15 protein-coding genes are annotated in these 18909 nt (G+C 40.2%); 1 reads left to right on the forward strand and 14 read right to left on the reverse strand.

Going from position 1 to position 18909, the window contains the following annotated elements; translation table 11 throughout:
* Positions 1-383: 383 nt before the first annotated feature.
* The 9 genes from ACQYAD_RS04420 to ACQYAD_RS04460 all read right to left on the reverse strand — a co-directional run bounded on the left by ACQYAD_RS04420 (position 384) and on the right by ACQYAD_RS04460 (position 11432).
* A complete protein-coding gene (locus ACQYAD_RS04420) occupies positions 384-680 on the reverse strand; it encodes a hypothetical protein (protein ID WP_430235948.1) in 297 nt (98 codons plus the stop codon).
* Between the two features lie 17 nt (positions 681-697).
* The gene (locus ACQYAD_RS04425; RefSeq protein ID WP_430235950.1) at positions 698-2056 is read right to left on the reverse strand and encodes an IS1634 family transposase; all 1359 of its coding nucleotides are present in this window, start codon (positions 2054-2056) and stop codon (positions 698-700) included.
* A 159-nt stretch (positions 2057-2215) separates the two neighbouring features.
* On the reverse strand, positions 2216-3403 hold the full coding sequence (locus tag ACQYAD_RS04430; RefSeq protein ID WP_430236105.1) for a transposase: 1188 nt from the start codon (positions 3401-3403) through the stop codon (positions 2216-2218).
* Position 3404: 1 nt separating this feature from the next.
* Complete coding sequence (locus ACQYAD_RS04435) at positions 3405-3533, reverse strand: hypothetical protein (protein WP_430235952.1); 129 nt, start codon at positions 3531-3533, stop codon at positions 3405-3407.
* Between the two features lie 173 nt (positions 3534-3706).
* The gene (locus ACQYAD_RS04440) at positions 3707-5218 is read right to left on the reverse strand and encodes an MFS transporter (RefSeq protein WP_430235954.1); all 1512 of its coding nucleotides are present in this window, start codon (positions 5216-5218) and stop codon (positions 3707-3709) included.
* A 322-nt stretch (positions 5219-5540) separates the two neighbouring features.
* Positions 5541-5969, reverse strand: a complete 429-nt coding sequence (gene tnpA, locus ACQYAD_RS04445) for an IS200/IS605 family transposase (protein WP_430235955.1) — start codon at positions 5967-5969, stop codon at positions 5541-5543.
* Between the two features lie 231 nt (positions 5970-6200).
* Positions 6201-7700 carry a xylulokinase gene (xylB, locus tag ACQYAD_RS04450; RefSeq protein ID WP_430235957.1) on the reverse strand — a complete coding sequence of 500 codons (1500 nt, stop codon included), beginning with the start codon at positions 7698-7700 and terminating at the stop codon, positions 6201-6203.
* A 75-nt stretch (positions 7701-7775) separates the two neighbouring features.
* Positions 7776-9107 carry a xylose isomerase gene (xylA, locus tag ACQYAD_RS04455; RefSeq protein WP_430235959.1) on the reverse strand — a complete coding sequence of 444 codons (1332 nt, stop codon included), beginning with the start codon at positions 9105-9107 and terminating at the stop codon, positions 7776-7778.
* A gap of 189 nt (positions 9108-9296) precedes the next feature.
* Positions 9297-11432 (reverse strand): glycoside hydrolase family 52 protein, encoded by a 2136-nt coding sequence (locus ACQYAD_RS04460; RefSeq protein ID WP_430235960.1) that lies wholly within the window; start codon positions 11430-11432, stop codon positions 9297-9299.
* Positions 11433-11853: 421 nt separating this feature from the next.
* Between ACQYAD_RS04460 and ACQYAD_RS04465 the strand changes: the two genes are divergently transcribed.
* Positions 11854-13020 (forward strand): ROK family protein, encoded by a 1167-nt coding sequence (locus tag ACQYAD_RS04465; protein ID WP_430235961.1) that lies wholly within the window; start codon positions 11854-11856, stop codon positions 13018-13020.
* A gap of 99 nt (positions 13021-13119) precedes the next feature.
* Here the strand turns inward: ACQYAD_RS04465 and manA are convergent, their stop codons facing one another.
* The 5 genes from manA to ACQYAD_RS04490 form a co-directional block, all read right to left on the reverse strand.
* The gene (gene manA / locus ACQYAD_RS04470; RefSeq protein ID WP_430235963.1) at positions 13120-14064 is read right to left on the reverse strand and encodes a mannose-6-phosphate isomerase, class I; all 945 of its coding nucleotides are present in this window, start codon (positions 14062-14064) and stop codon (positions 13120-13122) included.
* Between the two features lie 18 nt (positions 14065-14082).
* Positions 14083-14952 carry an ROK family protein gene (locus tag ACQYAD_RS04475; RefSeq protein WP_430235964.1) on the reverse strand — a complete coding sequence of 290 codons (870 nt, stop codon included), beginning with the start codon at positions 14950-14952 and terminating at the stop codon, positions 14083-14085.
* 104 nt (positions 14953-15056) lie between these two features.
* Positions 15057-16310, reverse strand: a complete 1254-nt coding sequence (locus ACQYAD_RS04480; RefSeq protein ID WP_430235965.1) for a sugar efflux transporter — start codon at positions 16308-16310, stop codon at positions 15057-15059.
* Between the two features lie 21 nt (positions 16311-16331).
* Positions 16332-17138 carry a Cof-type HAD-IIB family hydrolase gene (locus tag ACQYAD_RS04485; protein WP_430235966.1) on the reverse strand — a complete coding sequence of 269 codons (807 nt, stop codon included), beginning with the start codon at positions 17136-17138 and terminating at the stop codon, positions 16332-16334.
* 141 nt (positions 17139-17279) lie between these two features.
* Positions 17280-18716, reverse strand: coding sequence for a glycoside hydrolase family 1 protein (locus ACQYAD_RS04490; protein ID WP_430235967.1), 1437 nt, complete (start codon positions 18714-18716; stop codon positions 17280-17282).
* Between the last annotated feature and the right edge of the window lie 193 nt (positions 18717-18909).

Genomic DNA, 18909 nt, shown 5'->3' on the forward strand with positions numbered 1-18909 from the left:
CCTAAAAAAGGGCAGACTACTCCCTTGGTAAATTTTAAATTTTTTAAAAATGATCTTAAAGAGGATGTTCAAAAAGGAGTATTTTGAACATTTTCAAAACCAAAAGAAAATTTTCCGGTCTTCCATAAATGGAAATAAAAGTAATTTATTTGTTCGATATTACTTTCCCTGTTAAAAAGGTGGAATTTACATCTAAAAAAGGGCAGACTTCCCCTTGGACCCCGTATTCCGCCAATCACATCATGTCGAATTTTATGGTAAACCCACATCAAAATTCGACTTATTTTTACATCTAGTTAGGATTGAATACGTGCTTTAATAAAGGAAAGGCCTGAATGGCTTCCCTCCGCTATTCTTCGACAAGATCGTTCGACACAGTGGGTTTATCTAGGCCCACTTTCATCCAAATAAATGGACTCATCGAAGCCCAACCAATTTAATAACGTGCGCGTTACTTCGGGAAGATCTGACAAAATCCGCCTTTTACCATAGATGGGATCCGTAATTTCCACCACACTTACATTATTGAATTGATCCAGAATCGTTTTACCTGTTGGCCGGTAAAAATCCTTTCCGAAGAGGCGAATAGGCGTTTTGTCTTTCTCGATTTTCACTCGAATTCTGCGTTGCATCAAGGCATAAATCAAAAGTCCAATAACAAGTACGTAGCTTAAGCCCAAAACCCTGGCTTCGTTTTTTAGGTAAATCCCGTGTACAAAATATAAGGATGTTTCAATGCCCGGAAGAGATTCTCCACGTCTATCTGTTGCTTGTACCTCTTTAGAATATCGAGGCTGCTGGGCACCAGTTCCCGTTTCGCATTGCTAATGAGGACAAACGTACTTTCCCTTTCCCGTTCTTTTTGAATCTGTTTCTCATCCTTTTCAAGTGTAAATTCACATACATAGTAGCGTTCAATTGTAGCTGTTTCCGTTTTGGATGGGCGTCCAGGCCGTCGTTTTATTCGTTCTTTTTGTACGACTTTGCCATGTATCTGATGAAATTTAGGTGCTGTCTTCAGACATTCAGCCAGTCGGGCAACGGCGTCCTCTTCACAATGGAATTCCGAACTGCTCCAGTTTTTACTAGACTTTTCTAGTTTAGACTGCTCGTCCGCAATCTGCCGATCAATTTTCTTTTGTTTCCGCTGATCAAGAGCCGAGGAGTGAACAATCGTAAACCGGTACTCCCGATCATACAGCTCAGCTGTCACTCCTTGAATCCGGTAAGATGCCGCGTTCTTGGTATCCGTCAGTTTACCGATCTGAACCCAGTCGGATTGCTTTTCAAACGCCTTAGTTTTCAGTGATTTACAAAGTGCAAAGTTCTCAGGGAAACGGCTAATAAACGGGCGCTCACCATAAAGTTTCAAGTTCTCTGCGGTGACCATCGCTGAATCAGCAATCGTTACCATCGAATCCAGCGTTTCCTTCGGAAGTAAGTCTTTCATTCGGATTGCCATGTTTCCGTTCCAACTCTTATCCGATGTGCTTCCGTTCATGACATCCGCAAATAAAGGGATTCCATCCACACTGCCAAGTCCGAACATGAGTTGTTTTAGATCCTGGCGAAGATCCTTACTGTGGCCATACTCAATCTTGAGAAGAGAGCCTTCTTTCTCCGACTGTTCACAGTGTCCCTGCAAAGACAAGCTTGTCGTGTCAAGATGGGCTTGATCCAGAATGATGCCTTCCTTTTCTAACGCTTCACGAGCGATGGCGTAATAGATACCTGGAAGATCACTGTGAGTCATCTTTTCGAGCGCCCTCCCAAGTCGGTCATCATTAAAATCTTCTGGCTTCCACGTCTTTCCAAATAAATTTGGTATGTCCATCTCTTTGTAAAAACGTTCAACACCATACAATGGTGCTCTTTTAACCAAAAGATTGATGATTAACGCTTTGACGGCTTCCCCTGGGGACATCTCAGAACGGTGAGGATCCCAAGACACTCCTTCGTTGATGTGGTTAACCACACCTAACGAGTCACAAAAACGGGCGATTACAGCAGATGAGCGAGCAGTGATTACATGAATACTTTCAGCGGTGTTAAACATGAAAAACCCCTCCATTTAGAACGACATAAAGATTGATTCACCAAGAGGAGTGGCAATTCCTTTTACTAGACACATAAATTCAAATTTCGAGCTTTTGTGACATGCGGAATAGGGGTTGGACATAAACAACTTTTTTAAGAATTGTTCGACTGGGATTTACTAAACAGCGAAGTTTAATGACATCTGTTCAATCTGTATCTGTTGTAATTCCTTTATTTTTTCGACATGATCCTTTGGTAAAAGGGTATCTCGGGCTTGCTTGATCATTCGTTCAATCATTCGAAATAAATCTCTCATAATAAAAAAGGATTGAACTCTTACTGTTTTTCGTACAGGTACTTTCTTGTGGCGCATAACAGAATCTAACTGATTGGATTCATGAGCGAAGGCTAACTCGACTTGCTTACGATAGTGAAGTATTTGATTTTGTGGCTCAGAACCTTGTGGGACCGGGCCATAGAAGAACGGGTTTTCTTCAAAAGAGAAACTAAACTGTTTATCGCAAGTTGCCTGCAGTGGACAGGACATACATTTGCTTTCGTCCCCATTAAACCAAGACGTATAGGTTTTTCGGTCAAATCCATCCCAGATTAGCTCATGTCCTGCCTCACATTCAGGCTTCCCTTCTTTGGAACAGGTTTCTGGAATCGTTGTATTTTTCTTGAAATCTGTCACAACTGCTACATCGTGCTCAACCAAGGATTTGGCCTGATGTTCAGCACTAAAATAACCCAAATCAGCCGCGAGATATTCAACTTTCAGATCCCCTATTTGCTTGAGTTTTTCAAGCAACGGGAGAAGGACATTCACGTCAGAAGTATCCGGCGGAAGAATAATCGACAGTAAGACAATTGGGCCTGAAGGTGTGGGGCACACGATAGAATGCTTGCGATAGCCAATAAAAAACTTGTTTTGATTAGCCTTATTTCGCTGAACTCCCACTTTTGCATCAGGATCCGAGTACGTTTTTTCGCAATCACAGGTTTCTTTGTTTTCACATCGACAGCGTTTCTTTTTGTATCCATTTACATGTGCGTAAACGGGGCGCGAATCAATGCCTGCAAGGGTTGTTTGTAAAAAACCATCTAATTTCAAGGCTTGGCGAATAAGGTCAAATAAAATGTCATAAAACAGTTCTGGCGTTACGGCATTACGAAAGTGACTCAAACTACTGTGAACAGGTACATCTTCTATGTTGGGAGTACCGATAAAGTTACGCCAAGCCTGATTTTTCGGATCAACAAGTTGCTTGCAAAGCTGACGAAAAGACGTGATTTCAGGACGAGTAAAGTAGAGATAATGCATCCGGAAATAGGTTCTCGGATCTTTAGGGGGACGCCCACCGATCTTAAAAAGGGGGGTTAATTTTCTCTAACACAATTGAATCATCTACCAAATTAATATAATCAATCAGTTCCACGTCAAAACCGAGTGTGTTATAGTAATGGTAAGGAAGCAGTTCTAACTGCATATCCATGAAAATGCACCTCGCAAATTGGTATTTTTGGTTTATTTGTCTCTACCATTTTACCATTTTTCGCATAGGTGCATTTTTGTTTTTTTCAAAAATTTGAGGGCTTTTTGAACACGCTCTTATACATAAATTTCTTTAATAGAAAATAGTTGTCCAGCAATATATTTATGCTAGCCTTATTCAGTTACTTTTGCTTCGGCACGAGAAGTATCGAGTTGCTTATTGATGTCTTCGACGTCTTTATCTGAAAGTGGGTAAAGAGCTATAACAATCATTGATACGATAGCAAGCGCTGCTGGAATCCAGATCGCAGTCATATTAATACCAGAAAGAGCACTTGCTGTTTGCTTCACCGCATTTCCATTAAAGCCGTAGGCGGCAAGCAACCAGAGCGGAATGGCACCACCAAGAGTAAAACCAATCTTGAAGAAGAGGCCCATGATCGCGTTGATGATAGCAGCGTTACGTTTGCCAGACTTCATTTCGCCATAAGAAACAACTTCTGGAACGAGTGCCCACATGAAACCAGTAGCTGAAGTGAGACCCCACTGTTTGATGAAGGTTGAAACATAAGCAAGGAAAAGTGAATCCTGCATACCTTTTAACGACCAAACCCAAGTAAGGATTTCACCTACAACAAACATACCAAGGAAGAAATGGAAGAATCCCTTTTTACCAAAGATTTTCCTCAGTTTTGGCCAGAAGACTGGGAAAGCAATACCAGGGATGGAGGCGATGAGACCTATGGCACCCATCCAGTCAGAGTGATTCACCGTGTATTGGTTAAAGAAGCCATTTACAGTGTTCATGAAGAACATGAAGGTGAAAGCAAGCATGAAGAAGAAACCTAGAATAACAAGTGGTTTGTTGTTCTTCAATTCAAGGAATAGGTCGTAAGCTTTCACTTTTGCAGATTGTTCCGCAGTTGCGATAACGCGTTCTTTAGTAAGACGGTAGCAGAAGAACAAAGCAACAGCACCAAGTACCATGTAAACCATGTAAACCCCAAACCAAGCGTTACTTGCAGATGCATCCGTATAAGTACCCATGTTGAGTTTAAGACCAAAGAAACCTGTATCTTTGAGTGAGCGAGCTTTTGGTGCTGCCAATTGGATAAACATTGGAAACATTGTGTAAACCAAAAGGTTAGCAATGTTAGCCAGCATCATACGGGTCGTTGTGATTTTATCTACGGATTCAGGGTCACGTGTGAGTGAAGCATTCAGCGAACCGTAAGGAATGTTGACAACGGAATAAACCAAGTCGAGCAGGAAGTATGTGATAAAGGCTATTGGTACTGAACCACGAATTGCTGGAATTGGAACAAAAAGCATCGCTGCCAAGATAAGAAGTGGAATACCTGCAATCAAAAGCCAAGGACGATATTTACCGTTTTTGAATGTATGCCTATCGACAAAGGTACCAACCATCGGATCCCAGAATACGTTGATGATACGTACAAACAAGAAGATGAACCCAGCTGCTGCCGTACCAATAGCATTAACGGTAGTCAGATAAAGAGCTAGAAATCCTCCGACTGTACCAAATACGAGGTTTTGTGCAAAATCCCCAAGACCGTAACCGATCCGTTCAGAAAGGCTGAGCTTTCGATACTCGTCTTGTTGAATGTTTTGCGTGTTATTGCTATTCTTCATTTGTTGAACTGTTGATTCCATTAAATAAGCCATGTATAGAACTCCTTTTCTGCTAAATTTTAAATAGATTTATCCGCTTACAAAAATATTGGAAAAATAGGTTTTTTAAAAATAACTTCTCTATCTGTTATAACAAAAAAATTCGAATAAACCGCTTTCAGATAGGAAAAAAAAATTAAAAACCCTTAAATTAGGTAAATATTTTATTTATACACTAAACAAAAAGAAACAATACTTAAACGACCACCTGCTAAAGCAGGTGGATTTTGACATAAATGTCGACGACTAAAGTCGTAATCTAAGACTCAAGTCTTCTTAAAGTCCCTATGCTGAAGCAAACTAAATTTGACTAAACTCATTCTTCAATCTTGAATATTTCACTATCTCCCTCTTCGAACTGGTTTGCTATATAATTTCTGATTATTTCTTCTGTCACAGTTCCAACCGTTGCACAAAAGTATCCTCTAGCCCATAGATGCTGCCCCCAATATCTTTTTTTGAGCTCTGGAAATTCATCTTGGAGTAGCCTGGATGACCTACCCTTTAGATACTGCAATATTTTGCTTGGCGCCAAACTTGGTGGACAGGACAACAAAAGATGTATGTGGTCCTTTCCAACACTTCCTTGTAAGATCGTAATTCCTCTCGCCTCGCACCCCTGCCTAATTAACTCTCTTGTCCTCAGAGCTATTGGGCCATTCAGAACTTTATACCTGTATTTTGTAACCCATATCACATGGTACTTGATATCATAAACTGCATGACTGTTCTTTTTATACTCCATACTTTCACCTCAACTTCAGTATGGACATATAAAAATAAGGCTAAAAGCTGATACCGTCTAAAGACGGTGGAGTTAAACCACGCGCTTGTAAATTAAATTAAATACAGCGAAAGCCTATTAAACAAAATTCGCATTCCAACAGTGCTTTCCTTGACGAATTCATTTGAAACTACTACCCTTGTATGTTGTTTAAATGAAGAGTTTCCCACTCAAGACTGCGAATAGCCTTTTTCATTTTCTAAATTCTGTCAATTGGTCATTAAGAATCTTAGTTTGTGTATATACTTGCTGATAAATTACAAATAGCTTTTTATAGGTTTCTACATTTTCCTTAATAGGATAATAGGTTTTAGAAGTTTGAATAAATCTGTCCGCACATTCTTTTAAGGAAGTAAACCAACCGCATCCATAGGCTGCCAGCATGGCTGCACCCATTCCAGGACCTTGTTCACTTGAAAGTTTTTCAATTTTCGCATCAAAGATGTCTGCCTGCATTTGCAGCCAGATTTCGTTTTTGGCGCCGCCGCCAATGGAAACAATGGTATCAATAGTTTTTCCATTTTGTCTAAAAATCTCAATCGATTCATTCAATGAGAACGTAATACCTTCTAAAACAGCACGGACAAAATGCTTTCGCTCATGGGAAGCATTAATCCCAATAAAGCTGCCGCGAATATTTGAATCGGCATGAGGTGTTCTTTCTCCGACTATGTAAGGAGTAAATAATAGTCCGTTACTGCCTGGAGGAACAGAATCGACACCCTCTAAAAACTGATCAAAAGCTTCCTGATTAGCAAATGTTTCTTTAAACCAGCTTAAACTAAAACCAGCAGCCAGTGTTACTCCCATGGTATAATAAGCATTTTCCTCGCCATGGTTAAAATAATGGACCTTTCCTTTAAAGTCGAGGTCATTCCGTTCTTCATAAGATAGGACAACACCAGAAGTTCCAATGCTGCTCAAAGTTTTCCCTTCTGATAAAATTCCTGATCCGATGGCACCACAGGCATTGTCCGCACCACCTGCAAATACCTTTGTTGCTTCTGATAATCCCGTTGTGCTTGCAAACTCAGCAGTAATGGTTCCAACGCATTCATGAGATTCTACTAGTGGCGGGCAAAACTTGGGTGAAATATTAAATAGACTTAAAATTTCTGTGCTCCATTCCCGTTTTGCCACATTTAACATTAATGTTCCAGCAGCATCTGAATATTCCATATGAATATTCCCAGTCATTCTAAATCGCAAATAATCCTTTGGAAGCATGAAAACGCGTGAGCGTTCATAGATTTGTGACTCCTGCTCTTTCACCCAAAGAATTTTAGGCAGTGTAAATCCTTCTAATGCAGGGTTTTTTGTCACCTCTAATAATCGTTCTTTCCCCATAACATTGTAAATTTCCTGACACTGTGCAGTTGTTCTTGTATCATTCCATAGAATGGCATTTCGCAATACTTTTTTATCTTGGTCTAATAAGACAAGGCCATGCATTTGTCCGGAAAAGCTGATTCCCTCGATATCCTTAACATTTCCATTAAATTGTTGAACCAGTTCTGTCAATCCCTCGGATGTCTTTTTAACCCATTCCTCGGGATTTTGCTCACTATATCCGGATTTTTCGATAATTAATGGGTATGATTTGGATATTTCCTGACATACTTCACCCTTTTGATTAACAAGTAAAATCTTAACTGCGCTCGTTCCAAGGTCGACCCCAATTACATACTTCATTCCTATCATCCTTTTTTATAAAAACGTGCTGGAAGTTTTAAATTCCAGCACATTTTTATTGTTGTAATTATTTTTTTATACAGTTACGCTGGAAAGAGTCTCAAGCAAATACTGATTTACCAATGCTCTTAATCGTTCTGTCTTACCAGATTGGTTTTTAATTTCTGTCAATTGTAATGCATATGCTTCCAACTCACGGAAATTTGTTTTGCCTTCCACAATCTCTAAACCAATTCCTTTTGTGTAGCTGCTGTAACGTTCCTCAATAAAGCTGTCAAGAACCTTATCTTCAATTAGCTTATTTGCAACCTTTAAACCAATGGCAAAGCTGTCCATTCCTGCAATATGGCCTTCGAACAAGTCTTCTGGCTCAAAGGATCCTCTTCTCACCTTTGCATCAAAGTTCAGGCCACCCTTGCCTAAACCGCCGTTTTTCAATATTTCATACATTGCTAATGTTGTAGAGTACAAATCAGTAGGAAATTCATCAGTATCCCAGCCAAGAAGCGGGTCACCTTGGTTAGCATCCACTGAACCAAGCATCCCGTTAATTCGAGCAACACGTAGTTCATGCTCAAAAGTGTGACCGGCAAGTGTTGCATGGTTTGCTTCTATATTAAATTTAAAGTAATCTTCCAGATTGTATTTTTGTAAGAAAGCCAGTCCTGTAGCAACATCAAAATCATATTGATGTTTTGTTGGCTCTTTTGGTTTTGGTTCAATTAGGAATTGTCCGTCAAAGCCAATTTCTTTTGCATAATCAACTGCCATATGGAAGAAACGGGCTAAATTATCTTGCTCCAATTTCATATCGGTATTCAGAAGGGTTTCGTAACCTTCCCGGCCGCCCCAGAATACATAGTTTTCTGCACCGAGTTCTTTAGCTACTTCCAAACCTTTCTTTACTTTTGCTGCAGAATATGCAAAGACGTCGGCATTGCAAGAAGTTGCTGCACCATGGACATATCTTGGATTTGTAAACATGTTAGCAGTATTCCAAAGCAATTTGGTCTTGCTTGTTTTCAAATATTCCTTAATCATCGAAACAATCACATCTTGATTTTCATTCGTTTCTTTTAATGTCGCACCTTCTGGGGCGATATCAACATCATGGAAACAGAAAAAAGGAACATCCAGTTTTTCAAAAAGTTCAAATGCAGCTTCTACACGCGCTTTTGCTAAGTCCATTCCAGTTAAATGACCCCAAGGGCGAATGGCTGTACCAACTCCAAATGGATCGGTTCCATCAGCTGTAAAAGTATGCCAGTAAGCAACAGAGAAGCGTAATAGTTCCTCCATTGTTTTTCCGTTTATTTTTTCCTTAGGATTATAATACTTAAATGCTAAGGAATTTTTTGAATCTGAACCTTCAAATTGAATTTTTTTTACATTTTCAAAAAAAGCCATACGAATCTCCTCCTAAAAATAACCTTATTTGACATCGCTTACATTAAGTTCTTTTTACTTCTACCAAAAATGAATTTTCAGTCTGATACTTTAATTAAAGTATAGCATCACCTCATTAGTTTGTCTATTAAATAAACAAAGATTTTTTAGAGATAGCTGTCTTATTGAAACAGACAGCTATTGTTTTAGTCATTCTGTAGAGCAGTAGTGCTTCTTACTTTCTTCTAGCCACAAAATACTTGTCACTCCACGAGGATAATACTTACTTCCAGCAATTTCCCCCGAAATTATTTGGTCGCTCCAACTCCAAACAGACAAAGTTGGATGGGTTAGCCAAGCTACGTGAGCAGCATCTGCTTTAGCCCCTTTTTCATCCCATTCCCAGTCAAGAATCTGACGGGCAATAAACTGGCATAAATAAATTTTACTAAGCCATGAATTATTACTTGTAGAAGAAATTTTCCAACCCCCATCTTCAAACAAACAGACTCCATCAGTAAGAACGGTTTGCAGATGCTTTTTCAATGCCTTGATATAAGGTCCAAATCGACCATTTGGGTCTAATGCTTTTTGATTGTTGGTATAGTAAGGGAAAATTAACCCTTCAATAGCAGGAATAATTTTCGAATCATTTCCTTCCTTAATAACAGCAGGTATATAACCTCCATCCGTTACATGACTTACAATGGTTTCGGCGCATTTTACGGCTTGTATACCTGCAACTGTTGACAAGTCTCCTTGATTATTTTCAGCAAATATTTTTTCTAAGGCTATATAGGACGCCCATGATTTTCCTGCCAGATAAATATTATTTCTCGCCTGACCTAAAGAAACATCTAAACTATCATAAGTAGTGATTTCAGCTCCACCCATTACCCGTGTAGAGTCAAGACCCATAATGCCATTGCGTTTTTCCGCTTCTGGATGATCACGGTTCAACATACTTTCAAAGCAACGAACAAAAATGACCATATTATCGTTTAGCCATTGTTGATCTCCCGTTTGTTCCACGTAAACCGCAGCACACAACACCCAGTTTACAAGCTGCTCATGGGTCATATGTGAGAAACATCCGTCTAATCCATAGAGCTCATAAGAAGAATAATGCGAACGAGAAACCGTGTTAGCCACTCCCATGTCATGGGTAAAACTAATACCTCCCGGATACTCTTTTTCATCTCCAGGGAAACGGACACGATCTTCATAGCTAAAGCGTTCCACAAACATATCCAGTTCATTTTTTACTGTCCAAGGATTCATCTTTAATTCAAAGAAAATTTGATCAACCGTCAAGTCAAACGTATTCATCATGCGATATTCGCCTTCATTTACCACCCAAAATGGTTTCCCATCTATATCTAACATTTGAGTGCATCCATAATAGCTTCGAATAGAGTGAACCATCATAAATTTTTGATCTTCAGATAAACCGGAAGCCATTACCAATTGATTTGCCTCTTTTGCTCTATTTGTAAACTGTTCGAAATGTTCTAATGCAAAGGAAGCAACTGATTCGATATTAGGAAAATACCTTGTATAATAATAGGATGCATCTATACCAGCTGTGACATATCCAGAACGATGGAAGCAAACGGAAAATTGATAATTTCGCTTTTCCCCTGCCGGTACATCCATAATAAGAGTTCCAACCGAGCCTAATCCAAATGTCCTATTCTCTTCAAATGGTGTTGTTAAAATATTTTCCATACTAAAGTGTAATGCTGACTTTACTTCAGGATCTGCAGATGTAATAGCTGTTATTCTTCCTTGGCCAATACCGGCTATTCCATCACATGTGTCATCAAGCCGGCGCATTGAACTGTATGGGTCGCTGCCTTGATATCCAAAAAAGGCACGGCGACTTTTATTTCCTTTGGTGTTGTCAATGGTAAGCTCCGCCCAGACAGCAGGTATTAAGGCCTGTTTCATTTCATCATCTGTTGCTGTAGAAGGATCCGGAACAGGATGAGCTTGGGAATAAATTGTAAACGTTAAGTCTCCAGCCTTCCAGGTATCGGTCCCTAGCTGAAAATCACGCTCTATCGCATCTTTTGAAAAAGGGAAAATAAGGCGTGGCTTATTAGGATTTGGATCCATATTTTCAATATCATAGCGCTTACTTTCATCGTCTACTACTTCAAAAAATGGCAGTGCTTCATATATTCCTTCTCGATCTGCTGACTCTACCCCAATATACACATTTTGCCTTGGTGGACGACCGAGCTCCAAGTCCAATCCGCCACCGTTACCAAAAAAACCTAATGTAAAGCTGGAGAAAGCCCCGATAGGAGCGTGGTGCGCATTAAAAAACATATTCTTTCCCATACAGTTCCCTACCTTCTTTTTGTTAGTTCTACTGCAAATTTTCTTGAATTCGATTAATCACATGTGTCAATCATGTTTTAGAAATGCTTTTCTAATAAATTAAAAGATTGAGATAAGAGTTTTCTCCAATTGCTTGTGAAAATTTTTTAACTTCGGTCATATAGAGTAGCCATCTACCCACTTTATACAATGCAATCCACTTGTTTAGATTGAATAGTTTTCAAGCCTTTATTTCCATACTGTTATTTTGTAAAATTAGCTTTGCTTAATACTCCTTAACATTTTTTAAGAATTATATTACTCCTTTCATATTGCTATAGAATTATTGTATTTATTATACCACCTAAATAAAAGTTTGTATATTCAACAAACAAACTTTATGATAAAATATATATACCAACAAACGTAAGGAGTTTTAAATTTGCCACAATTAACTTGGAACCAACAAGTCGTAAAAAAAAATAATAAATCTCTTGTTTTACAGATGGTTATGGAGAAGGATCCGATTTCTAGGGCGGATATCGCCCAAGTTACTGGGCTCAATAAGGCAACAGTGTCCTCCTTAGTCAATGAGTTGTTAGAAGAGGAACTGATTTATGAATCTGGCCCCGGAGAATCGAGTGGCGGCAGACGTCCAGTCCTGCTTCATTTTAATAAAGTTGCCGGCTATTCCATAGGAATTGATATTGGTGTCAATTATATTCTGGGTGTTCTTACGGATTTAAAAGGTGAAATTCTATTTGAACAGAATCAAACGATTATTGATACATCTTATCCAGTTATAGCCGAACTTGTCCAAAAATTGATACAAACTCTCTTAGAAAGTTTGCCAAAGAGCCGCTATGGTGCAGTTGGTATTGGCATTGGTGTTCCGGGTATTGTTGAAAAGGAAGGAACTGTGCTACTTGCTCCTAATCTAGGATGGAAGAATATTTCTCTAAAAAAGCAGATTGAGGATGAATTCCAGCTTCCTGTTATCATTGAAAATGAGGCAAATGCCGGTGCATATGGTGAAAAACAATTAGGTGCGGGGCAGGACGGTGAGAATATCATCTATGTTAGTGCAGGTATCGGTATCGGTGTGGGAATTATTTTAAACGGAAATTTATATCAGGGAAAAAATGGTTTCTCGGGTGAAATGGGTCATATGATTATCGAAGTGAACGGTAAGCAATGCAGCTGCGGCAGTAAAGGATGCTGGGAAGTGTATGCTTCAGAAAAAGCCCTATTAAAAATGGCAAATCAAAAAAATATCACTTTAGATACATTAATTGAGTCCGCTGAGAATCATGACCTAAATGCAATCTCATTGTTTGAGAAGATAGGCAACTATTTAGGATTTGGTATCAACAATATTATTAATACGTTTAATCCTGACCAAGTCATTATTGGTAATCGTCTGGCGAAAGCAAAATTATGGCTAGAACAACCGATTCACAATACTATTGAAAACCATACCTTACCATTTCATCAAAAAGAAGTGGAATTGCGTTTTTCCAAGCTTTCCAAATACTCAACTGCATTAGGTGTTTCCGCTTTTGTTGTGGAAAACTTTATCAATAATGATGAAATTCCGATAACAATATGATTGAAAAACTTATCAAATTTGCGCCCCTAAAAAAAGTTAGAGGCGCTTTTTTACAAAATCAACACTTGTATTGGAATTTCATTTCTACTTTTTTAATTCCTACCTCCTCGAAACCATCACCCTCATCTTCCCATCCAGCGCAAACTCGCCAAACCCTACCGGCACAATCAAATGTACCCCTTTTTCCAAATCAAATGTTTCCCCTTCGTGAAGAAGCTTACCCTCGCCATCGATCACGCTTACCAATAAATACTGGTCGTTAAATGAAAATGTGGTGTGGCCGCTGATGTCCCATTTATAGACGGAGAAAAAGTCCGATTCGATAAAGGTGGTGATGACGGCATTTTCGCGAGTCTCGATTCTCGGACGGCTTTCAGCATCTTGATGCGGCACGGTGGTTACATCAATTGCTTTTTCCAAATGAAGTTCGCGCAAGTTGCCTTGATCGTCGCGGCGGTCGTAATCGTAAACCCGGTAGGTGGTGTCCGAACTTTGCTGCGTCTCTAAAATGACGGTTCCTTCACAGATCGCATGAATGGTACCACTTGGAATATAGAAAAAGTCGCCTGGTTTGATTTTTACACGGCGGAGCAGTTCGTTCCAGTTGCCTTGCTTTGTTTGCTCAATGAGTTCTTCTTTCGTCTTGGCAGTATGGCCAATGATGATGTCAGCATCATCTTTGCAATCAATGACATACCAGCACTCTGTTTTTCCTAGCTCCCCGTTTTCGAATTCTTTTGCATAGTGGTCGTCGGGGTGTACTTGGACGGAAAGATCCATATTGGCGTCAAGGATTTTGGTCAATAGCGGAAAAACTTCTTCGGACGGGTTGCCGAAGAGTTCCGACTGTTCTTTCCACAGCTCGTCCAACCGCTTGCCGGCAAATGGACCGTTTTCGATGATCGAAGGGCCATTCGGATGTGCGGAAATAGCCCAGCACTCTCCTGTTTTTTCGGAAGGAATCTCGTAGCCGAATTCTTCTTGCAAAGCGGTTCCGCCCCAAATTCGTTCTTTAAAAACGGGTTTTAAAAATAATGGCTGCACGTATCGTTCCTCCAGATCTTATTCATTTTCCCCTTGTAATGCTTGGGATGCCAACAGCAGTGAACCAACAGTCCCCGCATTGTCCCCTAAGCCCGGGCTGACGATATAGCTTGAAAGTTCAGGCAGATCAACATAACCATTTAAAAATTGTTGCAAATAGTTGTAAACATAAGAGAAAACTTGCTTTTGCTTCATGACGCCGCCGCCTAAAATAATTTTTTTCGGCGAAAGGATCAGAATATATTGCATCAACGCTTGTGCAATATAATAGCCTTCAAGCTCCCAGACTTCCGTGCGCTCAACAAGTTCAATTCCTTTTGCTCCCCAGCGCTCCTCTACGGCCGGCCCGGCTGCAAGGCCCTCCAAGCAGTCGTTATGGAATGGACATCTTCCTTGATAAGGATCTTCAGGATGACGGCGGACAAGAACATGGCCCATTTCCGGATGGGTTAAGCCTTGCAGCAGGTTTCCTTGAACAATCGCACCGGCGCCAATTCCCGTGCCAACAGTTATGTATAAACAACTGTCCAGCCCTTTCGCCGCGCCATAAGTTGCTTCGCCAAGAGCAGCTGCATTCACATCGGTATTGAAGCCTATAGGCACCGGAAAGGTTTCTTTGATCGTTTGCACGAGCGGGTAGTTTTTCCAGCCTGGCTTAGGCGTGGACGTTATATATCCATATGTAGCACTATCCTTATTGACATCAACCGGACCAAATGAACCAATACCAATGGCTTCTATCTCGTATTTTTTAAAAAAATCAATCACTTGCGGCATCGTTTCCTCTGGCACCGTTGTTGGGATCTGAATTCTTTCAACGACATTCCCCTTTTCATCACCAACCGCACAAACAAATTTTGTGCCCCCGGCCTCAATTGCTGCTAACATCGTAACCCTCCTCAAATCATTTGTGAAATTCTTTTTCCATATAAATTATCATAACGGAATCCTATCGACATATACAATCGGAAAAAGTAGAAAAAACTTGAACATTACAATCCTTGAATTTTTGATTTTACACTGCTGGAGCTGGCCAGTTTTTCTTTTCCAAACAGAAGCAGGGACAATAGGCCGATTCCTGCAAAAACGGTATAAATGGTAATAAGATTTCTATAGTTGATCACTTCTGTGATGACGCCAAACAACAAGAATCCCATCGTAGAACCAATTTGAGTTGTGTTCATATAAAGGGTTGTGGCGATTCCCTGTGCCTCCGGAATGAAGTCCTGAAAATAGGAAATGGCAATTCCACCCGTGATAGAAACTTGCGCGGCGCTTAAAAACTGAATCAGATAGATTTGCCATGGCGCTTGAACCAATCCAAACAATAAAAAGTAAATAAAGGCGATGGCAAAGCCAATTCTGATCAAAATCGCATTATTGATTTTCGTTGCCATCACCCCGATGATAATCATAAACGGGACTTCAAAAATCGGCGGCACGCTAAAAATAATCCCGACATCCATTTCTGTCCCATGTAAAATCTTTGTGACAAATTGCGGTGTATTCAGCATATGGATCGAGGTTGCGGCTGATAGCAAAAAGGCTGCGGCAAGATAAGCAAAAATATGCGGTTTTTTTACGTAATTCCTGACAATCGGCGCCTTTTTCACTGAGAATGAATGTTTTGGAACGTCCTTTAGCAGACAGACAATCGTCAAAAAGGACAAAAAATAACCGGCTGCCACAAATGAGAACAAACCTTCGAAACCAACCTTCATCAAAATCCAAGAACCTAATGCCGGCCCCACTGTCCATGATAGCGCAAAAAACATCCGAAAAATATTCATAATGAATGGCGTTTCTTCACTCGGGATGTTTGCCTGTTTTAGGGCATCCCGGGCATATGCCCATAATTGCGGAATCGCACCAGCTGTGACACCGAGAACAAAAAATCCCGTTAAGGCAAGAGCGAAATAGTTGCGCAAAAAAGCGTACAGTGCATATCCCAACATTCCGGAAAACGATGTGACCACCAATAGCCTTTTTCGGCTTGTATTCGTATCAGACAACCGGGCAATATAGCTGCTGATCACAACCCCGCCGATCGCTGTAATTGTCATAAAAATCCCGAAACCAACATTGCTCATTTTTACTTCATCGAGCCCAAAAAGGGACGAAAACGGAGCAAAAAACGATGAAGAAAGTCCAAGAATAAAATTGATCAGAAAAAGGACTGGGAAAGAAGGGATATTCCAAACAAACAGCACTCTTTCCTTTACCTTTGAAAAAGCAATCTTTTTCATTTATCTCACCAGTCTAGTCATTTATTTGAGATGAATTACACCGCTAACTCTTCGGAGTAGCCCCACTAATTGCAATCCTTTTAAAATACCATCTTCATCAACCGAGTTTGTTACATACTTGGCTGCCTTTTTAACCACTTCTTCGGCATTTCCCATCGCGATGCTATTTTTCACAAACGAAAGCATTTCGATGTCGTTAAGTCCATCTCCAAAGGCAAAAACTTGATCCATTGATAGATTCAAGTGGTGCATTAAGGCTTCAATTCCTTTTGCTTTCGAGCTTCCCGCCGGCAATACATCCACAGAAAATTCATGCCATCTGACAAATTCGAACTTTTTAAAGTGCTTCCGATACTCTTCTTCCTCATCTGCTGTGCAAAAAAGCAAAGATTGGTAGACTTCATGATCGTGAAAATAAAAAGGGTCATAGATTGGCTCTTCCGCTATTTGCAATGAGCCAATCCCAGCGTCGATGTAAGGATGCGATTCCATGTTGGCATGCAATTGTTTATCTGACTCATAGATAATCGGATTTCTCCGGCCGACTGCATATTCCGTAAGAAGATGAAGCTCCTTTTGATCCAATGGATTTTGATACACAGGTTTCCCATTATGGACGACATATTGGCCGTTAAAGCTGACATACGTATGGATTCCCAGTTCTTCCCGTAAATCTTTAAACATAAACGGTGCTCTTCCGGTTGCAATCGCCAGTTCATGACCCAGCTCTTTTAATCGATTGATCGCTATTTTTGTAGATTCCGGCAGCCTTTTTTCATGATTGAGGAGGGTACCGTCAATATCAAAAAAAATCATCTGTTTTTCCAAGCTGCTTTCCATTCCTTTCCTAACTGGTTGTTTTTAAAAATGTGCCAATTCCATTTTACCTTAAAAAACCCTCCACTCAGAACGATTTCTTGCTTGTGGAGGGTGCTTTTTTTGTCAATTTTGTAAAATAAAGTCCGGCCTTTAAAGATTTGCGCCATTCTGGGCAATAACGTCTTTGTACCAAAAATAACTCTTCTTTTTAATCCGGCGAAGATCATGTTCGCCTTCTTCGTACTGATTGACATAAACAAAACCATAGCGCTTTTGGAAACCGTTCAGCCAGCTTAATAAATCGGTAAATGACCAAGTGCAATACCCCAGCATATTCACACCGTCAGATATCGCTTCTTGGACTGCTTTTAAGTGTGTTTGCAAATAAGCAATCCGGTAGTCATCGTTAACGATGTCCCCTTCCTCCAACTTGTCATACTCGCCCAAGCCATTCTCGCTAATTAAAATCGGCAGCTGGTAACGGCTTGTTATCCGGCGCAGACCGATCCGCAGGCCGGTTGGGTCGATATTCCAGTCCCAATTGGTTCTTTCGAGATTTTCGTTTTTAACCGTTTTAAACAACCCCGGAATTCCCCGCTCCCCGGAGGTTCCTTTTTTCCCAGTCGTATTCATCCTGCCTTCGGAAACGCCGTCTAATGGATTGGATTCAAAAGTAGTTGTTTGATAATAGTTGACGCCCATGAAGTCTGGTTTTCCTTCTTTTAAAAGCTCAAGATCGCCTTCTTCCAGTTTCGGAGTCAAACCTTTTTCCTCCAAGTAGTTCCATGCGGCTTCTGGGTAGGTGCCCCACGCATAAACATCCATCCACCAGTGGCTGTTAAACTCCTCTGCATTTTCAGCTGCAAGGATATCTTCCGGTTTAGATGTTGCCGCATATGCCGGAGAATAAGCGAAACTTGGACCGATCTTTCCATCTGGAACATACTGACGGAATTCCTTAATGGCACTTGCGTTGGCAAGGTTGGCATGATGATTTACTTGATAAGATAATTTTTCATCCTTCAACCCGGGTGGATGCTGGGCGGTTTTATAGCCCATGCTTGTAAATATATTTTGCTCGTTTAAACTAACCCAGTACTTTACACGATCACCAAACTGTTTATATAACGTGACCGCATAATTCGTAAAATCTTCAACAATTTGCCGCGATTCCCAGCCGCCGTATTCGTCTTGAAGCGCTTGTGGCAAGTCCCAATGATAGATGGTTAAAATCGGTTCAATTTTATTTTTAATTAATTCGTTAATCAACTGGTGATAAAATTCTATCCCTTTTTCATTTATTTCACCTTTGCCTTTTGGATAAATCCTCGCCCAGGAAACGGAAAAGCGATAGGCTTTCAAGCCCATTTCAGCCATTAACCGGACATCTTCTTGATAGCGGTGATAATGATCAACAGCCACATCTCCCGTTGTTGCTTTAAAGGTTTTGCCCGGAATTCTTACAAACTGATCCCAGTTGGAAACGCCTTTTCCATCTTCATTCCACGCACCCTCTATCTGATAAGCAGCAGATGCGGATCCCCACAAAAAGCCTTTCGGAAAGGATTTCAATTTTTCATGAATCATTTTCATTTCGCTCCTTTATTTTCTGGCGTTATTCAAACTTGACCAATCGTCCATTCTGTTTAACTCCCAAAGCAATTCCAAAAACTGTCCAAATTTTTTATGTATTCCTTTTTTGAATTTATTGTAAGTTAAAAGCACCTTCATTTACAGATAACGTTTTTCCGTTGTGCAGCGGAAAAAATAAAAAGGCGGA

Origin of the sequence: Neobacillus sp. SM06, from assembly GCF_050496765.1 — a bacterium.
Classification (GTDB): domain Bacteria; phylum Bacillota; class Bacilli; order Bacillales; family Cytobacillaceae; genus JAEVLT01.

Excerpts from the sequence above, each read along its gene's own strand:
- xylA (WP_430235959.1), bottom strand. The coding sequence starts at position 9,107 with ATGGCTTTTTTTGAAAATGTAAAAAAAATTCAATTTGAAGGTTCAGAT.
- ACQYAD_RS04440 (WP_430235954.1), bottom strand. The coding sequence starts at position 5,218 with ATGGCTTATTTAATGGAATCAACAGTTCAACAAATGAAGAATAGCAAT.
- tnpA (WP_430235955.1), bottom strand. The coding sequence starts at position 5,969 with ATGGAGTATAAAAAGAACAGTCATGCAGTTTATGATATCAAGTACCAT.
- xylB (WP_430235957.1), bottom strand. The coding sequence starts at position 7,700 with ATGAAGTATGTAATTGGGGTCGACCTTGGAACGAGCGCAGTTAAGATT.
- ACQYAD_RS04475 (WP_430235964.1), bottom strand. The coding sequence starts at position 14,952 with ATGTTAGCAGCAATTGAGGCCGGGGGCACAAAATTTGTTTGTGCGGTT.
- ACQYAD_RS04425 (WP_430235950.1), bottom strand. The coding sequence starts at position 2,056 with ATGTTTAACACCGCTGAAAGTATTCATGTAATCACTGCTCGCTCATCT.
- ACQYAD_RS04460 (WP_430235960.1), bottom strand. The coding sequence starts at position 11,432 with ATGGGAAAGAATATGTTTTTTAATGCGCACCACGCTCCTATCGGGGCT.
- ACQYAD_RS04490 (WP_430235967.1), bottom strand. The coding sequence starts at position 18,716 with ATGATTCATGAAAAATTGAAATCCTTTCCGAAAGGCTTTTTGTGGGGA.
- ACQYAD_RS04435 (WP_430235952.1), bottom strand. The coding sequence starts at position 3,533 with ATGGATATGCAGTTAGAACTGCTTCCTTACCATTACTATAACACACTC.
- ACQYAD_RS04480 (WP_430235965.1), bottom strand. The coding sequence starts at position 16,310 with ATGAAAAAGATTGCTTTTTCAAAGGTAAAGGAAAGAGTGCTGTTTGTT.